This window comes from Variovorax boronicumulans, assembly GCF_019352895.1.
Taxonomy (GTDB): domain Bacteria; phylum Pseudomonadota; class Gammaproteobacteria; order Burkholderiales; family Burkholderiaceae_C; genus Variovorax; species Variovorax boronicumulans_A.
Map to the genome: position 1 here is coordinate 324790 of NZ_JAAAFX010000014.1, position 20150 is coordinate 344939.

Genomic DNA, 20150 nt, shown 5'->3' on the forward strand with positions numbered 1-20150 from the left:
AGGCGTGTACGCGGACTGATCTCGCGCTTCGCCTGAATGAAAAAGCCGCCGGCCCTTCGGGACCGGCGGCTTTTTCAATGGCACGGAACGTCGCTGTTGTCCGGGGTCACGCCGCGCATCGGTGCGTTTCGGAGGAGTAAGTCTAAAGAATTCACACTGCCTCGAAGTGTTTTTGCCCAGTCAGACAAGACGCCGTCATGTGGGCCGGAACGGGCCTGCGGATGTTACGTAACGTCCCCTCCGAAACACCTGCGGAACATGGGTTGGCACGCCATTGCCGGGCCACGGAAATCCGGATAAATCCTTTCAAATCAATGACTTGATAGATTTTCGAGCAGAAGGTGCCGGCGGCCTGGCGCATGCGGCACGCGAGTTGCGGAAAGAGATGCATCTTTTTGTTCAAGAGGGTGCCATGACCGTTCCATCGACATCGACCGCTGCGTCCACTTCCGTTTCCACGTCCGCCGTGGAGCCCGTTGTCATCGCGCAGGCTTCCGGCCTGCCGACGGCGGCACCCAGCGGGGCCGTGGCCTCCGCCGTCGCGGCCGCGCCGGCCGGTGCCGGCACGCTGTCGAACGCCACGCCCGGCGTCACGGTGATGCGTGGCGGCGAGACGATCGCCGTGCAGGGCTCGCAGTCGCTGCTGGCCGGCGATCGCGTGATCGTGCCTGAAGGCGGCCAGGCGGCCGTGACCTTCCCCTCGGCCACCGACAAGGCGCCGCTCACCGGCGTGTTCACCGGCGGCACCGACGCGACCATCGCGACCACCCGCCTGCCGGGCGGCCTGGAGCAGGTCGACGTCGATCTGGCCGCGGGCGACCTGGTGGTCACGCCGACCGAAGGCGCTGGCGATGCGGCCGCGGTGGCGGTGACGAAGAAGGTGGCCGCCGGTGCCGGCGGCATCGGCCTGGGCGAGTTCGCGCTGGGGGCACTGGGCGCGTTGGCGCTCGGCGCGGCGCTGAGCGACAGCGGTGGTGACGGCGGCGGCAACGGCGGCACGACCGTGCCCCCGGGCAGCGGTGAAGGCGATGCCGACGCGGATGCCGACGCAGATGCGGATGCCGATGCGGACGGTGACTCCGACGCCGATGCAGACGCCGATTCGGATTCGGATGCCGATTCGGACGCCGATTCGGACTCGGACGCCGATTCGGACGCAGATTCGGACTCGGACGCCGATTCAGACGCCGATTCGGATTCGGATGCCGATTCGGACGCGGATTCGGATTCCGACGCGGACTCCGACGCGGATTCGGATTCGGATGCGGATTCAGACGCCGATGCCGACGCAGATGCCGACTCCGACACGCTGCTCCATCCCGCCGATGGCGTCGTGGGCGACCTGGTCGACGCGGTCGACGGCGTGCTCGGCACAGGCGGCGCGCTGGCACCGGTGACCCACGTGGTCGACAACGTGACGACCATCCTCGACGGTGCGCTGGCGCCGCTGCTGGGCGGCGAATTCACGACCAACAACCCCAATGCGCTGGACCCGGTCGACGACGTCGTGGCCACCGTGGGCGGCCTGGCCGGTGGCGTGCTGAGCCCGATCCTGGACAAGGTGCTGGGCAATGGCGTCACCGACGCGCTGCTCGGCGGCGTAGCCCATCAGGTCGACTACCTGACCGACGGCATCGTGCACCTGGTCGATGACGTGGTGATCGGCAAAGTGGTCAATGGCCTGCTGGCCGACACGCCGGTGGCCGACCTGGTCAACGGCCTGCTGGGCGACAAGGGCCTGTTGGGCGAAGGCAGCCTGGTCGGTGGCGTGCTGGACGGGGTGCTCGGCAAGGAAGGCCTGGTCGGCGGCCTGCTGGCCGAGAACGGCCTGGTGGGCGGCCTGCTGGCCGAAGACGGCCTGGTCGGTGGCCTGCTGGCCGACAACGGCCTGGTGGGCGGCCTGCTCGACCCGCTGCTGGGCGACCAGGGCCTGCTGAGCGGCCTGACCGGCGCGGACGGCCTGACCGGCGCGCTGCTGGGCCCGGACACGCTGGTGGGCGGCCTGCTGGCCGAGAACGGTCTGGTCGGCGGCCTGCTCGCTGACGACGGCCTGGTCGGTGGCCTCCTGGGCACGCAAGGCCCGGTCGCCGGCTTGGCCAACGGCCTGCTCGGCGAGAACGGCCTGGTGGGTGGCCTGCTCAATGGGCTCACCGGCGGCAACACGCCGGCGCCGAGCGGCGACGCGCTGCTGTCACCGGCCAACACGCTGGTCGGCAATGCCACCGACGTCGTCGCCGGCCTGCCCGTGGTCGGCGAACTGGCCGGTGGCCTGCTCGAGCCCGTGGGTGGCCTGGTCGCCGGCGCGACCGGCGCGGTCGAAGGCCTGCTGGCACCGTTGCTCGGTGACAGCTTCACCGCCAACAACCCCAACATCCTCGACCCGGTCGACGACCTGACCGGCGGCCTGCTGGCCACGGCGGGTGGCCTGGTGAGCCCGCTGGCCGACGGCCTGCTGGGCCAGGGCGCCACGGCCAGCCTGATCAACCCGGTCATCGGCCAGGTGGACTTCCTCACCGACGGCGTGGCGAATCTGGTGGGCGGCGACCTGCTGGGCGGCGTGCTGGGCCAGGACGGGCTGCTGGGCGGTCTGACGGGTGGCGATCTGCTGGGCGGCGACTTGCTGGGCGGCGTGCTGGGCGAGAACGGTCTGGTGGGTGGCCTGATCGGTGGTGACCTGCTGGGCGGTGACCTGCTCGGCGGCGTGCTGGGCCAGGACGGTCTGGTCGGTGGCCTGATCGGCGGCGATTTGTTGGGCGGTGACCTGCTCGGCGGCGTGCTGGGCCAGGACGGCCTGGTGGGTGGCCTGATCGGCGGCGATCTGCTGGGCGGTGACCTGCTCGGCGGCGTGCTGGGCCAGGACGGTCTGGTGGGGGGCCTGATCGGCGGCGATCTGCTCGGCGGCGTGCTGGGTCAGGACGGCCTGGTGGGTGGCCTGATCGGCGGTGACCTGCTCGGTGGCGTGCTGGGCCAGGACGGCCTGGTCGGCGGCCTGATCGGCGGCGATCTGTTGGGCGGTGACCTGCTCGGCGGCGTGCTGGGCCAGGACGGCCTGGTGGGTGGCCTGCTCGGCGGCGATCTGTTGGGCGGCGACCTGCTCGGCGGCGTGCTGGGCCAGGACGGCCTGGTCGGCAGCCTGCTCGGCGGCGGCGCATCGGGTGGCGGCCTGCTCGACGGCGTGCTGGGCGAGAACGGCCTGGTGGGTGGCTTGCTGGGCGGCGGCGCATCGGGTGGTGGTCTGCTCGACGGCGTGCTGGGCGAGCATGGCCTGGTCGGCGGCCTGCTGGGCGGTGGTGCAACGGGTGGTGGTCTGCTCGACGGCGTGCTGGGCGAACACGGCCTGGTCGGCGGCCTGCTCGGCGGTGGCGCCACCGGTGGCGGTTTGCTGGACGGCGTGCTGGGCGAAAACGGTCTGGTCGGTGGCCTGCTCGGCGGCGGCGCCACGGGTGGTGGCCTGCTGGACGGCGTGCTGGGTGAGCACGGTCTGGTGGGTGGCCTGCTCGGCGGTGGCGCCACGGGTGGCGGTCTGCTGGATGGCGTGCTGGGCGAGAGCGGCCTGGTCGGCGGTCTGCTGGGTGGTGCCGGTGGCGCAGCGGGCGGCGGTCTGCTCGGTGGCGTGCTGGGCGAAAGCGGCCTGGTGGGCGGTCTGCTCGGCAGCGTCAGCGGCGCCAGCGGCGGTGCAGCGGGGGGTGGCCTGCTCGGCGGCGTGCTGGGCGAGCAGGGCCTGCTCGGCGGCGTGCTCGGTGGCAACAGCGGCCTGTTGGCGCCCGTCACGAGCGTTGCCGACAGCGCCGCGGGTGGTTCCGGTGCCCCTGTCACCCAACTGCTGCACGGCCTCCTGGCCTGAGAGACGGCTGGGCCCTGCCTCTGAACGCGGGTCCGCACCACGGTGCGGCCCGCGCCCTCTCAAAGGAAAGCATATGAATCGATTTCTCAGTCTGAGTCTGGTGGCCGCGGCCACGGTGCTCGCGGGTTGCGCGACACCGAGCGACGGCAGCGATCAGACCACCCACTACTACGCCAACCGTCCGGCTTCGCGTCCGGTCGCGGGGGTGCGCGTCAATCCGGCGCCGCCGAAGGCCGAGCGCGGGCCGATCGGCGTGGCACGCATCGTGTACTTCGATTTCGACAAGTCGACGATCCGGCCCGCCGATCGCAGCGTGGTGGAGGCGCATGCCAACTACCTGCGCGCACGCCGTTCCGAATCGGTGGTGCTCGAGGGCCACACCGACGTGCGCGGCGGCCGCGAATACAACCTGGCACTCGGCCAGCGCCGTTCCGAATCGGTGAAGAAGGCCATGGGGCTGCTCGGCGTGGACACCTCGCAGATCGAAGCCGTGAGCTGGGGCACTGAAAAGCCGGCCTCGCTCGAACAGACCGAGGCGGGCTACCAGCTGAACCGCCGCGTCGAGTTCAGCTACCGCTGAGTCGGCACCCCCTCACGGAGACCGGAACGCAATGATCGCTTTCAGGGAACGGTTGCGCGCTTGCCGAGACCACCTGCTGTCGCGTTGCGCGCCGTTGCCGGCGCCGTATCCGGCCTACGTGTTCTTCTTCTCGGCGACCGATGGCCAGCAGCGTGCGCATGTCGTGCATGCCGGCGGCCCGGACTTCACGACCGCATGGCAGCGCGGCGTCGAACTGCTCCAGCAGTGGATCGACACGCAGGAGCCCGGCGCGCTGTGGCTGCGCGTCGACTGGGTCGAAGGCGCGCGCGCCGTGAGCTGGGAGCGGCTGACCCATCAACTGGCGCTGACCAAGCGCAACTACTTCCGCTACGGCATTGCCTTCGACGAAGACTTCGAATGCGCCTTCACCGAGCAGGAACTCAACGCCAACGCCATGCTGTATGGCGGCTCGGGCGTCGAGCACGCGGTGGTCAATCGCGGCAACTTCGGCATCTACCACCGCACGCGCTTCGGCCCCGAACCCATGCCGGACCTGCCGCCCGCCGGGCAGGTGTACCTGCTCTCGACCCGCGGCGTGTTCTGCCAGCCCGACGGCGTGCCGCATGCCATCGAAGGCGCGGGCCTCAACGCCGGCCGGCGCGTCGTCGACAGGCTCGATTCCGAGCGCGTGCTGGCGCTGGTGCGCAGCGGCTCGTCGTTTCTCGCGCAGCAGGTGCGTGACAACGGCGCCTTCGTCTACGGTCACTTCCCGTGCTTCGATCGCCGCATTCCCACCTACAACACGCTGCGTCACGCCAGCTCGGTCTACGCCATGCTCGAGGCCTGGGAGCTCACGCGCGACGATGCGCTGCGGGACGCGATCGAGATCGCCATCGAGCATGTGGCCAAGGAACTGGTGCGGCAGTACACGCTGCCGGACGGCCAGGAGGTCGCCTTCCTGATCGACACGGCCGACGAGATCAAGCTGGGTGGCAACGCCGTGTGCCTGCTCGCGATGGTCAAGTACTGCGAGCTCATGGACAGCGATCGCTGGCTGCCGCTGCTCGAGAAGCTGGCGCTGGGCATCGCCTCGCTGCAGGACCCGCAGACCGGCCGCTTCAACCATGTGCTGCATGCCGGTGACCTGTCGCTCAAGCAGGCCTCGCGCATCATCTACTACGACGGTGAGGCCGCCTTCGGGCTGCTGCGGCTCTATGCGCTGACGCGCGACGGCCGATGGCTGGCGGTGGTCGAGAAGGCCTTCGGCTACTTCATCGCCAACGAGCACTGGCGTGCGCACGACCACTGGTTGAGCTATTGCGTGAACGAACTCACGCGCTGGCGGCCGCTGGAGGTGTATTTCCGTTTCGGCCTGCTCAACGTGGCCGACCACCTGGACTTCGTGCTGGAACGCAAGACCACGTTTCCCACGCTGCTCGAGCTCATGCTGGCCGCCGAACAGATGCTGCGCCGGCTGCGTGCCATGCCGACCATGCGCCACCTGCTCGACGACTTCGATACCGCCAAGTTCTACCGTGCGCTCGAGCACCGCGCGCACTACCTGCTCAACGGCTTCTTCTGGCCCGAGATGGCGATGTACTTCAAGAAGCCCGCGGCCATCAACGGCTCCTTCTTCATCCGGCACCAGGCCTTCCGCGTGCGCATCGACGACGTGGAGCACTACCTCTCCGGCTTCGTCGCCTACCACCGTTTCCTGCTGCAGACACCGATCGTCGAATCTGTGGTCCCGATGTCGAAACAAGACTTGTCAAGAGTAACAATCCAGTGACAATTTGGGGGTGCGCGCAAGCGCTCTCTCAAGGGTTTTCCGACATGCTTAAGTTCCTATTGCCGAGACAACTCGTGGCCGACACGCCAACGGAGCCGGGCGGCAGCAGTTATGCCGGCGCGCTGCGGGAAGCTTTCGGTGCGGCCTATCCGCTGATTCGCACGGCCGCCTGGTGGTCCTTGCCGATCAGCCTGTTCGGCCTGCTGCCCTCGATCTTCCTGCTGCAGGTGTACGACCGCGTGATCTACCGCGGCGGCATGTCGACGCTCTGGGCGCTGGTCTGCGGCATCCTGTGCTTCCTGTGCGTCGAGTTCTGGCTGCGCCATCGGCGCTCGCGGCTGCTGCGCGATGCCGGCGCGGTGATCGACCACCACGTGTCGGGCGCGATGCTCGGCTCGATGCTGCACCGCCCGCTGCGTGCGCTCGAGCACCGTCCCGCCTCGGCCTGGTTCCAGTACTTCCGCGACGTCGGCGCGGTGCGCGGCACCGTCACCGGCGGCCTCGCGATGTCGGTGTTCGACCTGCCGATGGCCGTGTTCGCGCTGATCGTGATCGGCATCGTCGCCTTGCCGGTGCTGCCGGTGGTGATCGCCTTCCTGGGCATCGTGTCCTTCCTGGCCTGGTGGTGGGCCGACGAGGTGCGTACCGGCCGGGTCGAGGAAGTGCAGCGCGGACGCAGCCTGGAGCGCATGACCTCCGAGATCTGCCAGGCCCGCGAGACGCTCAAGACGCAGGCCAACGACGCGCCCACCGTGCAGCTCTGGCGCGAGACCTACAACGCCTGGCTGGCCGAGAGCTTCCGCAAGAACGGCGAGATCGAGACCGCGCGCGACGGCACCACGGTGCTGCTGACCATGTTCTCGGTGGTCGTGATCACCGTCGGTGCGATCTCGGTGATGTCGCAGATGATGACCGTGGGCGGCCTGATCGCAGCCAACATGCTGGCCATCAAGGCGCTGCAGCCGGTGGCGGGCCTGGCCTCGAGCTGGCGCTCGCTGGCCGCGGCGTCGGAAGCAGCCCGGCGCCTCGAGACGGTGCTGGCCGAGCCGGTCGAGCGCGAGCCCTCGGGCGTGGCGCTGCCGCAGCCCGCGGGCCGCATCGTGCTCAAGGATGTGTCCTTTGCCTTCGCCGAAGGCGCGCGGCCGGTGCTCGAGCACCTCGACCTCGAGATGGGCCCGGGCGGGCTGCATGTGATCGTCGGCAAGAACGGCGCCGGCAAGTCCACGCTGCTGAAGCTGGTCGCGGGCCTCTACGAACCCACGCGCGGCAGCGTCAGCCTGGGCGAGTACGACGTCTCGCAGTTCGCGCGCGCCGAACTCGCGCAGTGGATCAGCTACCTGCCGCAGGAGGTCTACTGGTTCGGCGGCGAACTGATGGACACCTTGCGCCGCGCCGCGCCCGGCCAGAGCGACGAACAGATCCTCACCGCCTGCCGCGTGGCCGGCGTGCACGAGTTCATCTCGCGCCTGCCCGGCGGCTACCGCACGGTGGTGGGCGAGGGCGGCACCGGCCTGTCGGTGGGCGAACGCCGCAAGCTCGCACTGGCGCTGAGCTTCCTGCGCAACCCGTCGGTGCTGATCCTCGACGAACCCAGCAACGACCTCGACATCCAGAGCGAACTGGCCCTGCTGGCCACGCTGCAGGCCGTGGCCAAGACACGCACCGTGGTCGTCGTGACCCATTCGCTGCGCATGGTGTCGGCCGCCTCGCAGGTCTATCACGTGAGCGGCAACGGCGGCGTCGAGCAGGGCACGGCCGCCGACATGGTGCCCAAGCTCTTCGGCGTGCGAAAGCTGGTGGCCGTGGCACCCATTCCCAAGCCGGCGGAAGCCGATTCAACAGGCCAGGCGGGCGCATCGCCCGCAGCCGATGTCGCGGCACAGGCCGCGGTCAACCTCGCGGCATTGGCCGCAGGAGCAGAGCGATGAGTGCAGACAAACCCCAGGCCGACCTGCCCAGCGTGCTGCGGGACCAGGCCTTCGTGGCCTCGGCCGCCACCGCGCGCGGTGGCGCCGGCCGCCGCCAGTGGCTCATCGGCGGCGCCATCGCGCTGCTGGCCGTGATCGCGCTGTGCTTTCCCATGGAGACGGTGGTCGTTTCGCCCGGGCGCGTGATCCCGTCGGACCGCGTCAAGTCGATCCAGCATCTGGAAGGCGGCATCGTCAGCGCGGTCTACGTGAAGGAAGGCGAGACGGTGCGCCAGGGCCAGTCGCTGGTCGAGATCGACCTGGGCGGCAGCGGACTCAACCTGGAAGAACTCACGGCGCGCCATGCCTCGACCCTGGGCGCCCGCGTGCGGCTGATGGCCGAGAGCCGCGGCCTGCCGCTCACGCGCAAGTCCTTCGACGGCGGCATCGACGAGGCGGTGTTCCTCGGCGAGATGGGCGCCTTCGACGCACGCTCGATGGAGCAGCGCGGCGTGATGGCCGGCGCGGTGTCCGCGATGGAGCAGGCCCGCAGCCGGCAGATGGAGCAGCAGGCCAAGATCTTCGGCCTGCAGGAGCGCCTGGCGCTGATGCAGAAGGAGCAGGAGATCTCCGAGCAGTTGCTGGCCGAGAAACTGATCGGCCAGATCGAGGTGCTGGAGAAGCGCCGCCAGACCGAGACCGTGCGCGCCGACCTGGCAGTCGCGCGCCAGATGGCGGTGTCGGCCGCGGCGGCCATCACCGAGGCCCAGGCCAAGATGGCCGAGGCCGAAGGCCGCTACCGGCGCCGGGCCTCCGATGAACTGGCCACGGTCGAGCGCCAGTTCGCGAGCCTGACCGAAGACCTGGCGCGTGCGAAGACGCAGCGCTCGCGCACCACCGTCAAGGCGCCGTCCGACGGCATCGTCAAGGGCCTGCGCAACCCCGGCCCGGGCTGGGTCGTGAAACCCGGCGAAGCCATCATGGAAGTGGTGCCCGACCAGGACCTGATCATGGTCGAGGCCAAGCTCAGTCCCAACGACCGCGGCTTCGTCGAAGCCGGCCAGGCCGCGCGCGTGAAGATCACGGCCTACGACTTCCTGCGCTACGGCTCGGTCAACGGCCGCGTGATGCTGGTGGCCGCCGATGCCGACAAGGACCCGGCGAGCGCCTCGGCCGCGCCGTACTACCGGCTGCTGGTGAGCACCGACAAGAGCCACGTGGGGCGGCCCGAGAACCGCATCACGGCCGGCATGGAGGCCGAGGTCGACCTGATCGTCGGCAGCGATCCCTTCATCTGGTACATGCTGCGCCCGGTGCTCAAGCTCAAGCGCGAAGCGTTCCGCGAACCATGAGGCGGGCCATGTCATTCCCGCACACCGCCGTGGCCCTCTGCGTGGCCACGCTGGGCTGGCTGCAGGCCTCGCCCGTGGCCGCCGCGGCCGAGCCCGCACCACTGGCCGTGGCGCGCCGGCTCGCACCGCCCGACATGCAGGCGATCGGGCAGGGCGCGCGCATCAAGGCTGCGCTGGTGCAACTGTCGCGCGAGCATCCCGACGTGCAGTCGGCGCAGGCCGCCGCCGACACCAGCAGCTTCGAGATCGATGCAGCTCGCAGCGCGCGCTATCCGCGCCTCAAGGTCGGCACCGCCTCGGGCAGCTACGACAGCGGCGTGCAGGGCACCGGCTCGCGCGCCTACCAGCTGGTCACGGCCGACCTGCGCATGAGCCTGCTCGACGGTGGCGCGATGAGCGCACGCGTGCGCGCCGCCGAATTCGGCAGCGAGGCCGGCGCCGAAGCGGTGAAGTCGACCTCGCAGAAGGTGGTGCTCGATGCCCTGACCGCCTACCTGCAGGTGCAGCGCTTCGACCTCAAGAAGCAGATCGCTCGCAAGTCCACCGAGGTGCTCGACGAACTCGCGCGCGCCGAGCGCCGCCGCATCGAACTGGGCGCGGCCGGTGAAAACGACCTGCGCATGGCCACCTCCCGGCGTGCCGGCATCGCGGCTCGCGAGATGGACTTCGAAGCGCAGCGCGGCGAGGCCCTGGCCAAGTTCGCGACCTTCTTCCGCTTCACGCCCGACACCGCCCATCTGCCCGTGATCGCCGTGCCCCTGCAATGGCAGCCGGCCTCCGAGGCCGAGGCCCTGCTGCAGGCCGAAGACCGCAGTTCGGAACTGGCCGAGGCACGCGGCCGCGTACAGCGCGCACAGGCCACGGTCGAGCAGTACGAGGCCAGTGCCTGGCCGACCGTCGATGCGGTGCTGGTGAAGACCAAGGACCCGCGCGGCGTGTCGCCCTCGGAGCCCACGCGCGCGGCGCTGGAGCTGAACTGGAATTTCGGCAACGGCTTCGACCGCCAGGTGCGCGTCAAGGCGGCCATCGCCGAGGTCGCCAACCAGGAAGCCAGGCTCGAAAGCGCACGGCAGAACCTGGTCGAACTCACCAGCGCCTCGTGGGCCCGCACCGCAGCGGGCCGCGAGCGCGAGAAGCAACTGCGTGCCGCGGTCACCGACTCGGGCCTGGCCTTCCAGGGCCGCCGCCGCCTGCTGGCCTTCGGCCGCGAGACCCTGCCCAACGTGCTCGATGCACAGGTCGAGTACTACACGCTGCTGCTGGACTATGTCGATGCGGTGTTCGACCTGCGCGTGACCGAGCTGCGCCTGCAGCGCACCGCGGGCCGATTGCTGGTGGCACCCGACAGCGACAACCTCTGGATCGACAGCCTGATCGCGGGGGCACCGCGCCCCGTGCTGACGGAGGAGAGCCTGCTGGCCGCACCGTGCATCGCGCGGGTTCGTTGCGAGGCGACGGCGGTGTCGACCGTGGCCACCGGGTCGCCCGTGGCCGGCCTGGCCTTGCGCCGCAGCGCGCGGCTCGGAAGCCTCTGAGGCAAGGAGGGCGCGTGCGCTTCGGCGCGCCGCTCGCTTTCAATGCTCCTCGGGGATCTCCGGCTCGCCGTCCATGATCTGGTACTTACGCATCTTCTCCCAGAGCACCTTGCGGCTGATGCCCAGCTGCTGGGCCGAGTCCTGGCGCTTCCACTCGTTGGCCTCGAGCGCGGCGATGATGCGGTTGCGCTCGCCGCTGTTCCAGCCCTTGCGGTCGACCGTGTTGGGCGCCGCGGTCGCCGGCACGCCGTCGGGCGTGATGCGCATCAGCGCCACCGCGCGCTCGATCAGCACCCGGTCCCAGACACCGAACTGCCGCACGATCACACCCACGCGTTCGGCCAGGTTGCGCAGCTGCCGCACGTTGCCCGGGAAGTAGGTGTTGGAGACCGCATCGGTCAGCCAGTAGGGCAGGCTCTCCAGCAGCGCCTCGCCTTCGAGCACCTCGGACAGGATGGCCTTGAAGATCGCGATCTTGTCGACCACACCGCGCTCTTCGAGGTTGGGGATGTGGAGTTCGATCACCGCCAGGCGATAGAACAGGTCGGCACGGAAATCGCCGCTGGCCACCATCTCGCGCAGGTCGCGGTTGGTCGCGGCCACCAGCCGGAAGTCCAGCCGCACCGGCGTGGTCGAACCCAGCCGCGTGACCGCGTTGTCCTCGAGCACGCGCAGCAGCTTGACCTGCTGGTAGCGCGGCAGGTCGCCGATCTCGTCGAGGAACAGCGTGCCGCCCGAGGCCTGCTCGAAGAAGCCGCGGTGCGCATGCACGGCGCCGGTGAACGAGCCCTTGGCATGGCCGAAGAACAACGACTCGAACAGCCCATCGGGAATCGCGCCGCAGTTCACCGGCACGAAGGCGCCGGTGCTGTAGGTGGGATGGCCCAGGTGCAGCAGCTCGGCGATGCGTTCCTTGCCCACGCCCGTTTCGCCGCGCACCAGCACGTTGTGCTTGCAGTCGGCGAAGGCCTTCACCTCGCTGAGCAGCGAGCGCATGGACTCCGAATGTGCGATCAGCGTGTTCGTCTTTTCGGGCTGTACCGCACGCGCGCGCAACTGGCGCACCAGCTTCGCCACCAGCGTCCGCAGTTCGGCGCCCGTGAAGTCGTAGGGCAGCACGTAGAGGTAGTCGGGCGGATAGCTGCGCGCATCGCGCTCGCGCGAAGCCGCGGCCACCCAGATCACCGGCATGCCCTGCAGCAGTTCGGTCGTCACGGGCATGCCGCCGCCGTCGATCACCGACACGCTGATCACCGCCAGCGCCGCACGCGACGTCGACCGGTCCTGCGGCATCGGAATGCCATCGGCACGCACCACGCCGACGTCGAAGCTCGCCATGCAGCGCTCGATGCGCTCGACGATGTCGGCCTTGCCTTCCCAGACGTAGAGGTCTAGTTCGTCGAAGTTGAGGGTGGGGGTCATGGAGCGAGACGAATCATTTGGTCATTGGGCGTATCGGCTCCTTCAATACACGAGCTTGGAGGTCCCGCAATCAACGGATATCAGTGAAACGTCTGTCTGTCCAATCGAGAGGCCGAGTGTTGTCAGCAGGTTAGAGATGACATCGCTAAGACGATCCAACAATGGTTCGAGCAGCGAAAGAACGCCCGACAGTACGGTATAGACAAGGTTGTTTCCGCTGGAAAGGACGCTGTTTTTGATGTAGTCGGTTCGGCAGTTTCGAATGGCGGTCTCACCTATTTTTAGCAAGCAAAGTACATCGACCACTGGATTTATCAGAATAGTGTTCAATAGAAGACCAACCCCCTCTAGCGTCCCACTCAGAAGACCGCCTAAACCTTGTCCCTTCAGTTTTTCGTTGAAATCAGTCATGGCGTCCGCGGAAAAACGGATTTCATTCGAGACGTCGGAGACGGAACGACCGATTCCGGTGGTTCCAACGAGTTGCTGCGCAACAGACTGAGCATTCGCCGGATTGGATGCCTTGATATTTCCCAGCAAGTCGCCGAGTATTCCTCCTACCACGGCAGTGGCGACGTTATCAGCAGTTGCTGCTAAATCCAGTTTGGTCGCATTAACGGTCACCGTCTCCTTCCCATCTGGTGGAACAGATGGCTCGCTTAATGGCTGAGTGGAAATCGGAGCCTGAGATGCCAGCAGTGGTAGGCCCACGCGAACCTTAAGCGGGAGAATGTCCAAGACGTTAAGCAATTGGTGTCTTCGCACTCCATCAGGAGTGTCCGGAACTTGGCCGTCTGGGTCCGGGGCACAGCGGTTGGCCTTGGTGAAGAATCTGGAGTTGTTCGAGTCCCTATCGCTCTCCATGTCGTGAAAGCGGCCGATGCAGATGTTGGCGGCGGAAGAGCTCACGGCAATCGTTGCTGTTTTTCTTGGAATTTTGCAGTCGATTGCAGTCAGCTTTCCGGTGGACTGGGCAAGCTCGATGATCAATGGGAGATCGACCTGTATTCCGACAAATCCGAGAACTACGCCGACTATTGATTTTGAGGTGTCCGCTCGCAAATAGACACGAACTTGCGCCGTTCGTGCGGTTGTCCCTACGCCCCCAATACCGATGGATGGTGCCTCGATGATGCTGGCTTTTGCGGCAACGCCTAGCAGGGGGATGCCTAGATTTTCAAGTGTGATGAAGTTGGTGCCGTTGGCTACAGCTAGGCCTGCTGTGACGAGACTAAGTACATCGACATTTGCTTCGAGCGCGGAGGGGCCTGTGCTGTCCAAGCCGACGAGTAAGCCCGGAGTCTTGCCATCCCCAAAAAGCTGTACGTGTGTATTCAGCGCGGCGATATCTAATCCCAATTGCAAATCCGAAAGAACTTTTATCTGACTAGAGACGGCGCCGCCTTGCTGTTTTAGTACGGCAATCGAAAGATCGAGAAGGTTTCCGAGTGTGAGGGATTGGACTTTTGCCAGGTTGTTAATCGTTCCAACGTCGAGCGCGCTTGATACTGGGATGCCCAGTTGACTGAGCAAGCCCGATGGTTTGATGCTGACAGCCGCCAATCCTTTGTAGCTAAGAAAGTCCGCTTCCTTGGGATTTAGGCCGAGATTTTTCAGCAGACCGGAAAGCACCCCGTTCGGTTCAACTCTTAGCAACCGTGAGCCGACTGAGAATGCGGCTACGGGATCCGCAAGTGCAGCAATCGCGCGAGTTGTAATGATTCTATTGTTGCCAAAGGGTAATAGGGCAATGGGAGGGGGAGCGGAAATCGTCACGCGTAATGCGTTGTGATTCTTTGGGTCGGTATCAAAGTGCGATTCGTTAGCAATTTTTGGATCCCAGCGCCCACACTCCATCGTCGTCAAAGAGACGCTTGGCAGGTTCTCTTTCGCGTTGAGGGTTGCAGCATCCTTGGCTTCCTGACAGCTTGTGGAGCTCAGCGGGAGCATTAGTTTTTTCGCGCCAGCGAGCGCGGCCAAATCGACAGTTTTCTGAAATTCACGCTTCATGAAAAACAAGTAGCCGAGTTCGGTGCCGACGAGGACGATAACGATCAGGCTGAGTGCGATCACGGTGTTGACCACGATGGAGCCACGCTGCTTCCTGCGCACTGTATTGCGCCAGACTTGCTTCGAGAAAGGGGAAGAGTCAGGTTTCATCTGCGATTCGCTTTGTTCTCTAGGAGCTGACAACCGCAGTCGCCTTGCTCGTCAGGTTGCCAGGCATCCATCGGCTGATATCCAAAAAGGGTATGGAGGGCAGCAATCGATTCTTGTCGTACGGATAGCCCACGGTCACGGTTACGGCTGTCCCAGAGGGCGCAACATTGACGTTGACCGTGTCGACGATCCATTTACGCCGGGTCGCAGCATCGGTGTTCTGTGCGACCGGGACGATCAACGAGTTCGCCAGCGCGTCATGCACGACGCTTTTGATTTCGTCGATCGCAAGGAGGCGATCGGCAGCTACCGCGCCCATCAGCTTCGGCCTGAAGGTTGCAGCCCTCGCTCCGTCTTCTGCGGCACGGGCCACAGCTTGTCGAAAGTAAAGCACCGCGCCGAAGGTCGCGATACCGTACAAAGCCAGAAATAGCAGCGTGAAAACCAACGCGAATTCGATCGCCGCCACGCCGCTTTGCCGGCGCGGCGTTTGTTGTCGGCGACATGAATCGGGTGAGACGACCATCAGAGGCCTCGACTGTCTAGCAGCATGCTCGCCTGCCCGACCATTGTGTCGGGCATAGCGAAATTCAACAGCGGAAGCAGTTTGTTCATTCCCCGGACTGTGATGGTGACCTCGATCTGGCAACGTTGAGGCCATTCGGTGCCGCAGCGCAATCCAGTGCAGTTCTTGCTTTCCACTTCGCAAATTTTTGTCACCACGTCATTACTGCCAAGGGCCACGGGCAGCCACCCACTGGTTTGTTGCCGTGTCACCGCTTCGGCTTTCGCCTCACGCGCCTGCAGGTTGACTTGATGTCGGAGTGCCGCCCGGGCACCGTCTTCGGCCGCGTTCTGCAAGCCGAATCTCAGCGTGAAGAAAATTCCATAGCAGAGTGCTGCATAGACCAACGAGAAGAAGATCAGGAACACGAAAGCGAATTCGATCGCATATACACCGTCCTGCCGGCGCGCGCCACGCAGCAGGTGGTGAGCAATGGGGCGACGTGTCATAGCGTGCAGTAGCGGGTTTTGCACGGCGTTGGCTATCGGCTACCGCTACCCGACTTTTGCACGGTGGCGCTGAACTTTTCCGGAATCGGGAATTTGAAGCTGTCGAGGTAGCGTTGGTAGCTGAGAGTCGCAACGTCGCCCGCGAGAGGGCGCGGTATCGTTGACGCGACGTTGCCTTCGCGCTGCATGGCCAGCAGGTTGTGCGTTGCGTCCCCGACCTGCAGTCGCACGGACAACGCGGGTTGCGGTTCTACGGCTGCGACCTGAGCATCGGGTGCGACCTCTTGCTGGGCCGCCGTCGGCAAGGGCATGGCGATCGAAAAGGCAGCCAGGAGCGCGACAGAGCACGGGGCGCAGGTACGCAAAGAGAAGAGGTGGGTCATGGTTGCGCTCCGGTCGGTGGCGATGAGGGAAGGGGCTCGGTGGCCTCGGCGGTGCTGGCTGCCGCAAGGGCTGTAGGCTCGGATTGCGGGCGGACCAGCACATGCACGCGTCGCGGCCAGGGGGATGTCTTGAGCGCGAGCGCCGGACGAGCGTCTACCGACGGCACCGGAGTCGTGGCAGGTTCCGGCGCAGCGGCCACGGACGCGACCGGCGCAGGCTGAGCGTCAAGCGCGACCGGCGTAGCAGCAGCTGCCGCCAGCGGCAGCGCGAGCGCCGCTTCACGGATCGCGACACGTGTGGCCTCGGGCATCTTGCTCGCGCCCATCAGCGCCTCGGCTTGTGCGAGCTGGCCACTGGCCTGCAGGTACAGCGTCGCGTTGACCTGTACTTGCACGTTGTCCGAAGCGAGTTGGAGTGCCTGCATCAGCGGTACTCGGGCTTGGGCGAGGCGCCCGGCGCGCATCTGCGCGTAGCCCAGATCGCTCAGCAGCACACCGTCGGTTGGCGTGCGGCGTTGCGCCTGCTCGAGCAGCCGCACGGCTTCGGAATAGGCCCCATCGCTGCCTGCGAGAAGCCCGAGCCCGCGGTAGCCCGCAGCTTCGAGCGGCGTGCCCATGAGCTTGGCGTAGAGCTTGCGGCTTTCGTCGGCCTGGTCAGTCTGCCGCAAGGCATCGGCGCGCATCCGCATCGAGTCGGGCGACGCGCCCCAGCGTTGTTCGAGTGCATCGATGTGCGCGAGCGAGGCGAACCAGAGTCCGTCGCGCTGCATGCGGTCGACCAGCTTGAGATAGGTGGCGGCGTTGTCGGTCACCACTGCACTCGCATCGGCTGCGGCCGCGGCTTGGACCCGTTCCTGCTGCTCGGCGGCGGCCGGGTAGTTGCTCTTGGTGCCGGCGCAACCGCCAAGAGCGAACAACAGCAGCGCAGTGGCCCAGGTCGGGTGTCGTGCGAGTGATTTCATTTGGTCATGGCTCCCAGCGAACGGATGACGGCCAGGAAGCCTGGTCCTGCGGTCACGATGATCAACGCTGGCAGCAGCGTCGTCACCATGACGCCGGTCATCTTCACGGTGATCTTCCCGATGCGCTCTTTCAGCTCCATGCGTCGGTGCTCGCGCAGTCGGTCGCTGAATTTCTGCAACGGCTCCTGCACGGCGCCGCCGTGGCGGTCGACCTGCACCAGCAGTGCGACGAGCCCAGCCAGGTTGTCGTTGTCGTAGAGCGTGGCGAGCCGTTGCAGCGAGTGTTCGCGCGTGCGGCCCTGGCTGTACTGGCGGTTGGCAATGTCCAGTTCGCTTGACAGGATGCGCAGTACGTGCCCGAAGTCAGCAGCCATGATCTGCAAGCTCTGGTCCAGGCTCAGGCCCACACCCTGCAATAGTCGCAGCAGGTCGACGAACAGTGGCAATTCGTGCGCGACACGCTCACGCCGCCCCACTGCGTATCGCCCCAGCACCCATTTGGGTAGCAAAAAACCAACAACGAACGCGACGGCCATCGTCAGTCCGCGGTACTGCGGAAGCAAACCAGTGCTATTGAGGAACAGCCAAGCAAGCAAGGGTAGCAACAGCGCCAGTGCGAGGCGTACCACGAGGAACACGAGTTGCGCGCGTGTCGACGGAAAACCGCATTGGTCGATGAGTCGCCGGTCCTCGTCGGCCACCAGCGCGCGACCCAGCTTCGTGTGCAGCCAGTGGGTCGGCAGACCTTGGTCTGGCCGGCTGAAGTCCGGAATTTCGGTGCTGGGATTTGTGGTTTTCGTCGATGCGTCGGCCACTGTGCCGCGCCGGATCGCGCGGCCAATCGCCTGGTCGCTGCGCGCGCGGCTCACTTCACGGGCAATCAGCAGGCCGCCCGCCAATGCGAGGCCTACGGCCAGCAGTACGAGGCTCACTGTGGTCAGTTGTGCAGATGTGAGGTTCATGCAATTCGCGCCAGTCGGTAGAGGAGCAACGCGCCGAAAATCTGCAGCGCGACCGCGCCAAAGATCATCATCTGCCCCGTCGGATCGTTCCACATCCGAACGAAGTACGAACCATTGAGCATCACGATGGCCGAGCCCACACCGACTGGCAGCAGGCCCAGGATCCAGGCCGAGAGCCGCGTTTCGGAGGACATCGCGACGAGTTCATGTTGGGCCTGCTCGCGGTCGCGCATGAAATTCGCCACGCGTTCGAGCAGCACGTCAGCGCGCCCGCCGTAGCGCACACCCAGGCCGAGAATCGAGGCCAGTAAGTACATCTCTTCGACACGGACTTTCTCCGCCATCTGATGCAGCGCTTGGTCGAGTTCCACACCGGCACGCATCAAGCCAGTGGCACCTTCGAGGTAACCATGCAGCGGCGCCTTGGTGGTCTCCACGGCCAGTTGGAATGCCGCCTGTGTTGAGTTGCCGACGGTGATCAGGCGCACCATGGCATCGATAAATCCGGGCAGTTGGGCCGCCAGCGTCTTTCGGAACTTCTGCAGGCGCAGCCAGAGGCTGAAAGATGCAATCACCAGCAACAGCATCAGCGCGCCCCCGGCGGCAATGCCGCCCGCAAGTGCAAAGATGACCACGCAGATCATCAGTACGACTCCCAAGCCTGCAGCTAACCCGTGTGTCGTAGCGACGCTGTCCAGCCAGCCAGGCAGCACGATCGCATCCAGACCGGTCTTGCGCGCTGTCGGGGTCGTACCGGTCATGAGCCATGGGTCGGTCATGGCATTCGCGGGTGCAGCGCTGCGGCGAACATCGAATGCCGGCTCGTCGCCCGCTGCGCGCTTGTGGACCTGCGCACCGACGTGTCGGTCCGCGATCAGGCGGCCCTGTCGTCGACCGGCCCAGTGCCACAGCATCAGCGCCGCCGCAGCAAGCAGCAGCGCCAGGATCGCGGGAATCAGGAAGGCCTTAGGCACGAGCATCTCCCGCGCGCTGCATGCTCTGGCGGAAGCGCGTCACCTTGGGCGAATGCGGCGCGATGCCCAGCGAGATCCAGCGGTCACGTTCCTGGCCATCCGGACCGACGACCGGGTCGTAGCGGTACAGCTCCTGCATGGCCACCACGCTGTCGTTGACGCCCGTGATCTCCGAGATCGACAGGATGCGGCGCTGGCCTCCCGAGAGGCGCCCGATCTGCACGATGAAGTCGACCGCATTGGCGATCTGCCGGCGCAGGCTGGTTTCGCTGCCCTGGTAGCCCGCGAAGCCTGCCAGCATCTCGAGCCGGTAGAGGCATTCGCGCGGCGAGCTTGCGTGGATGGTGCCCATCGAGCCGTCATGGCCGGTGTTCATGGCCTGCAGCATCTCGATGACTTCGGCGCCACGCACTTCGCCCACGATGATCCGGTCGGGCCGCATGCGCAGGCTGTTGCGCAGCAGGTCGCGGATCGAGATCATGCCGGCGCCGTCGAAGCCGCCGGGGCGGCTTTCCAGCCGCACCACGTGGGCGTGACCGAGCGAGAGTTCGGCAGTGTCCTCGATGGTCACGACGCGTTCGTGCTCGGGCACGAAGGTGGCGAGCGCGTTCAGCAGCGAGGTCTTGCCCGAGCTGGTGCCGCCACTGACGAGCACGTTGCAGCGTGCCTTGACCGCGATTTCGAGCAACTGTGCCATGCCGGCGTCGAAGGTGCCCAGCTGCACCAGGTCGGCCGGCGTGAGCGGGTCCTTGCGGAACTTGCGGATCGACACCGACATGCCGTCGATCGCCAGCGGCTCGATGACCGCGTTGATGCGTCCGCCGTCGGGCAGGCGCGCATCGACCATGGGGTTGGCTTCGTCGAGCCGGCGGCCTAGCGGCGCCAAGATGCGACGCACGATGCGCAGGACATGCTCCTCATCGGAGAAGCGGATCGTCTCGCGCACCAGCTTGCCGTGCCGCGAGACATAGACCTGCTTGTGGCCGTTGATCAGGATGTCTTCCACGGCCGGGTCGTTGAGCAGGTCTTCCAGCGGGCCGAAGCCCGCCAGCTCCTTGGTCAGCGCATCGGCGATGAGCTGCATCTCGCGGTCGTTGATCGGCACGCGCTGCAGCCGCACGAAGCTGTCGAGCTCCAGCTCGACGAACTGCTGGATCGACGCGCGCGACCAGCGGCCGAACTCGGCCCCCAGTTCCTCGATGCGGCTCAGCAGGTGGTCATGCGTCCAGCCCTTGATGTCCTGGAACTGCTGCGAGACCAGGAACGCCTCGTTGTCGTCGGCAAACTCGATATCGGTAGACATGC

16 protein-coding genes are annotated in these 20150 nt (G+C 66.3%); 6 read left to right on the top strand and 10 right to left on the bottom strand.

Annotation, left to right across the window (positions count from 1 at the left end):
- Nucleotides 1-151 precede the first annotated feature (151 nt).
- Nucleotides 152-403 (bottom strand): hypothetical protein, encoded by a 252-nt coding sequence (locus K0H49_RS27920; RefSeq protein WP_219219781.1) that lies wholly within the window; start codon nucleotides 401-403, stop codon nucleotides 152-154.
- A 9-nt stretch (nucleotides 404-412) separates the two neighbouring features.
- Between K0H49_RS27920 and K0H49_RS27925 the strand changes: the two genes are divergently transcribed.
- The 6 genes from K0H49_RS27925 to K0H49_RS27950 all read left to right on the top strand — a co-directional run bounded on the left by K0H49_RS27925 (nucleotide 413) and on the right by K0H49_RS27950 (nucleotide 10968).
- The gene (locus K0H49_RS27925; RefSeq protein ID WP_219219783.1) at nucleotides 413-3844 is read left to right on the top strand and encodes a hypothetical protein; all 3432 of its coding nucleotides are present in this window, start codon (nucleotides 413-415) and stop codon (nucleotides 3842-3844) included.
- Nucleotides 3845-3917: 73 nt separating this feature from the next.
- Complete coding sequence (locus K0H49_RS27930; protein WP_219219785.1) at nucleotides 3918-4424, top strand: OmpA family protein; 507 nt, start codon at nucleotides 3918-3920, stop codon at nucleotides 4422-4424.
- Nucleotides 4425-4455: 31 nt separating this feature from the next.
- Nucleotides 4456-6174 (top strand): Mur ligase, encoded by a 1719-nt coding sequence (locus K0H49_RS27935; protein WP_219219786.1) that lies wholly within the window; start codon nucleotides 4456-4458, stop codon nucleotides 6172-6174.
- A gap of 44 nt (nucleotides 6175-6218) precedes the next feature.
- Nucleotides 6219-8102, top strand: a complete 1884-nt coding sequence (locus K0H49_RS27940; protein ID WP_219219788.1) for a peptidase domain-containing ABC transporter — start codon at nucleotides 6219-6221, stop codon at nucleotides 8100-8102.
- Entirely contained in the window at nucleotides 8099-9433 is a 1335-nt protein-coding gene (locus K0H49_RS27945) for an HlyD family type I secretion periplasmic adaptor subunit (RefSeq protein ID WP_219219790.1), read from the top strand. Before K0H49_RS27940 ends, K0H49_RS27945 begins: the two co-directional genes overlap by 4 nt.
- Nucleotides 9434-9441: 8 nt before the next feature.
- Nucleotides 9442-10968 carry a TolC family protein gene (locus K0H49_RS27950; protein ID WP_257625257.1) on the top strand — a complete coding sequence of 509 codons (1527 nt, stop codon included), beginning with the start codon at nucleotides 9442-9444 and terminating at the stop codon, nucleotides 10966-10968.
- A gap of 39 nt (nucleotides 10969-11007) precedes the next feature.
- On the opposite strand, the gene K0H49_RS27955 is transcribed toward K0H49_RS27950, so the two are convergent.
- The 9 genes from K0H49_RS27955 to K0H49_RS27995 are packed head-to-tail and all read right to left on the bottom strand — an operon-like array spanning nucleotide 11008 to nucleotide 20148.
- The gene (locus tag K0H49_RS27955) at nucleotides 11008-12390 is read right to left on the bottom strand and encodes a sigma 54-interacting transcriptional regulator (protein WP_219219794.1); all 1383 of its coding nucleotides are present in this window, start codon (nucleotides 12388-12390) and stop codon (nucleotides 11008-11010) included.
- Nucleotides 12391-12432: 42 nt separating this feature from the next.
- Nucleotides 12433-14550, bottom strand: coding sequence for a TadG family pilus assembly protein (locus K0H49_RS27960; RefSeq protein WP_307886096.1), 2118 nt, complete (start codon nucleotides 14548-14550; stop codon nucleotides 12433-12435).
- Between the two features lie 19 nt (nucleotides 14551-14569).
- Complete coding sequence (locus K0H49_RS27965; protein WP_257625258.1) at nucleotides 14570-15076, bottom strand: TadE family protein; 507 nt, start codon at nucleotides 15074-15076, stop codon at nucleotides 14570-14572.
- A complete protein-coding gene (locus K0H49_RS27970) occupies nucleotides 15076-15564 on the bottom strand; it encodes a TadE/TadG family type IV pilus assembly protein (protein WP_219219799.1) in 489 nt (162 codons plus the stop codon). Before K0H49_RS27970 ends, K0H49_RS27965 begins: the two co-directional genes overlap by 1 nt.
- 32 nt (nucleotides 15565-15596) lie before the next feature.
- Nucleotides 15597-15947, bottom strand: a complete 351-nt coding sequence (locus K0H49_RS27975) for a DUF3613 domain-containing protein (RefSeq protein WP_219219801.1) — start codon at nucleotides 15945-15947, stop codon at nucleotides 15597-15599.
- Nucleotides 15944-16909, bottom strand: a complete 966-nt coding sequence (locus K0H49_RS27980) for a hypothetical protein (RefSeq protein ID WP_219219804.1) — start codon at nucleotides 16907-16909, stop codon at nucleotides 15944-15946. Before K0H49_RS27980 ends, K0H49_RS27975 begins: the two co-directional genes overlap by 4 nt.
- On the bottom strand, nucleotides 16906-17871 hold the full coding sequence (locus tag K0H49_RS27985) for a type II secretion system F family protein (RefSeq protein WP_219219806.1): 966 nt from the start codon (nucleotides 17869-17871) through the stop codon (nucleotides 16906-16908). Before K0H49_RS27985 ends, K0H49_RS27980 begins: the two co-directional genes overlap by 4 nt.
- Nucleotides 17868-18851, bottom strand: a complete 984-nt coding sequence (locus tag K0H49_RS27990; RefSeq protein WP_219219809.1) for a type II secretion system F family protein — start codon at nucleotides 18849-18851, stop codon at nucleotides 17868-17870. The genes K0H49_RS27985 and K0H49_RS27990 overlap by 4 nt, the downstream gene beginning before the upstream one ends.
- Nucleotides 18838-20148 carry a CpaF family protein gene (locus K0H49_RS27995; RefSeq protein ID WP_219219810.1) on the bottom strand — a complete coding sequence of 437 codons (1311 nt, stop codon included), beginning with the start codon at nucleotides 20146-20148 and terminating at the stop codon, nucleotides 18838-18840. Before K0H49_RS27995 ends, K0H49_RS27990 begins: the two co-directional genes overlap by 14 nt.
- Between the last annotated feature and the right edge of the window lie 2 nt (nucleotides 20149-20150).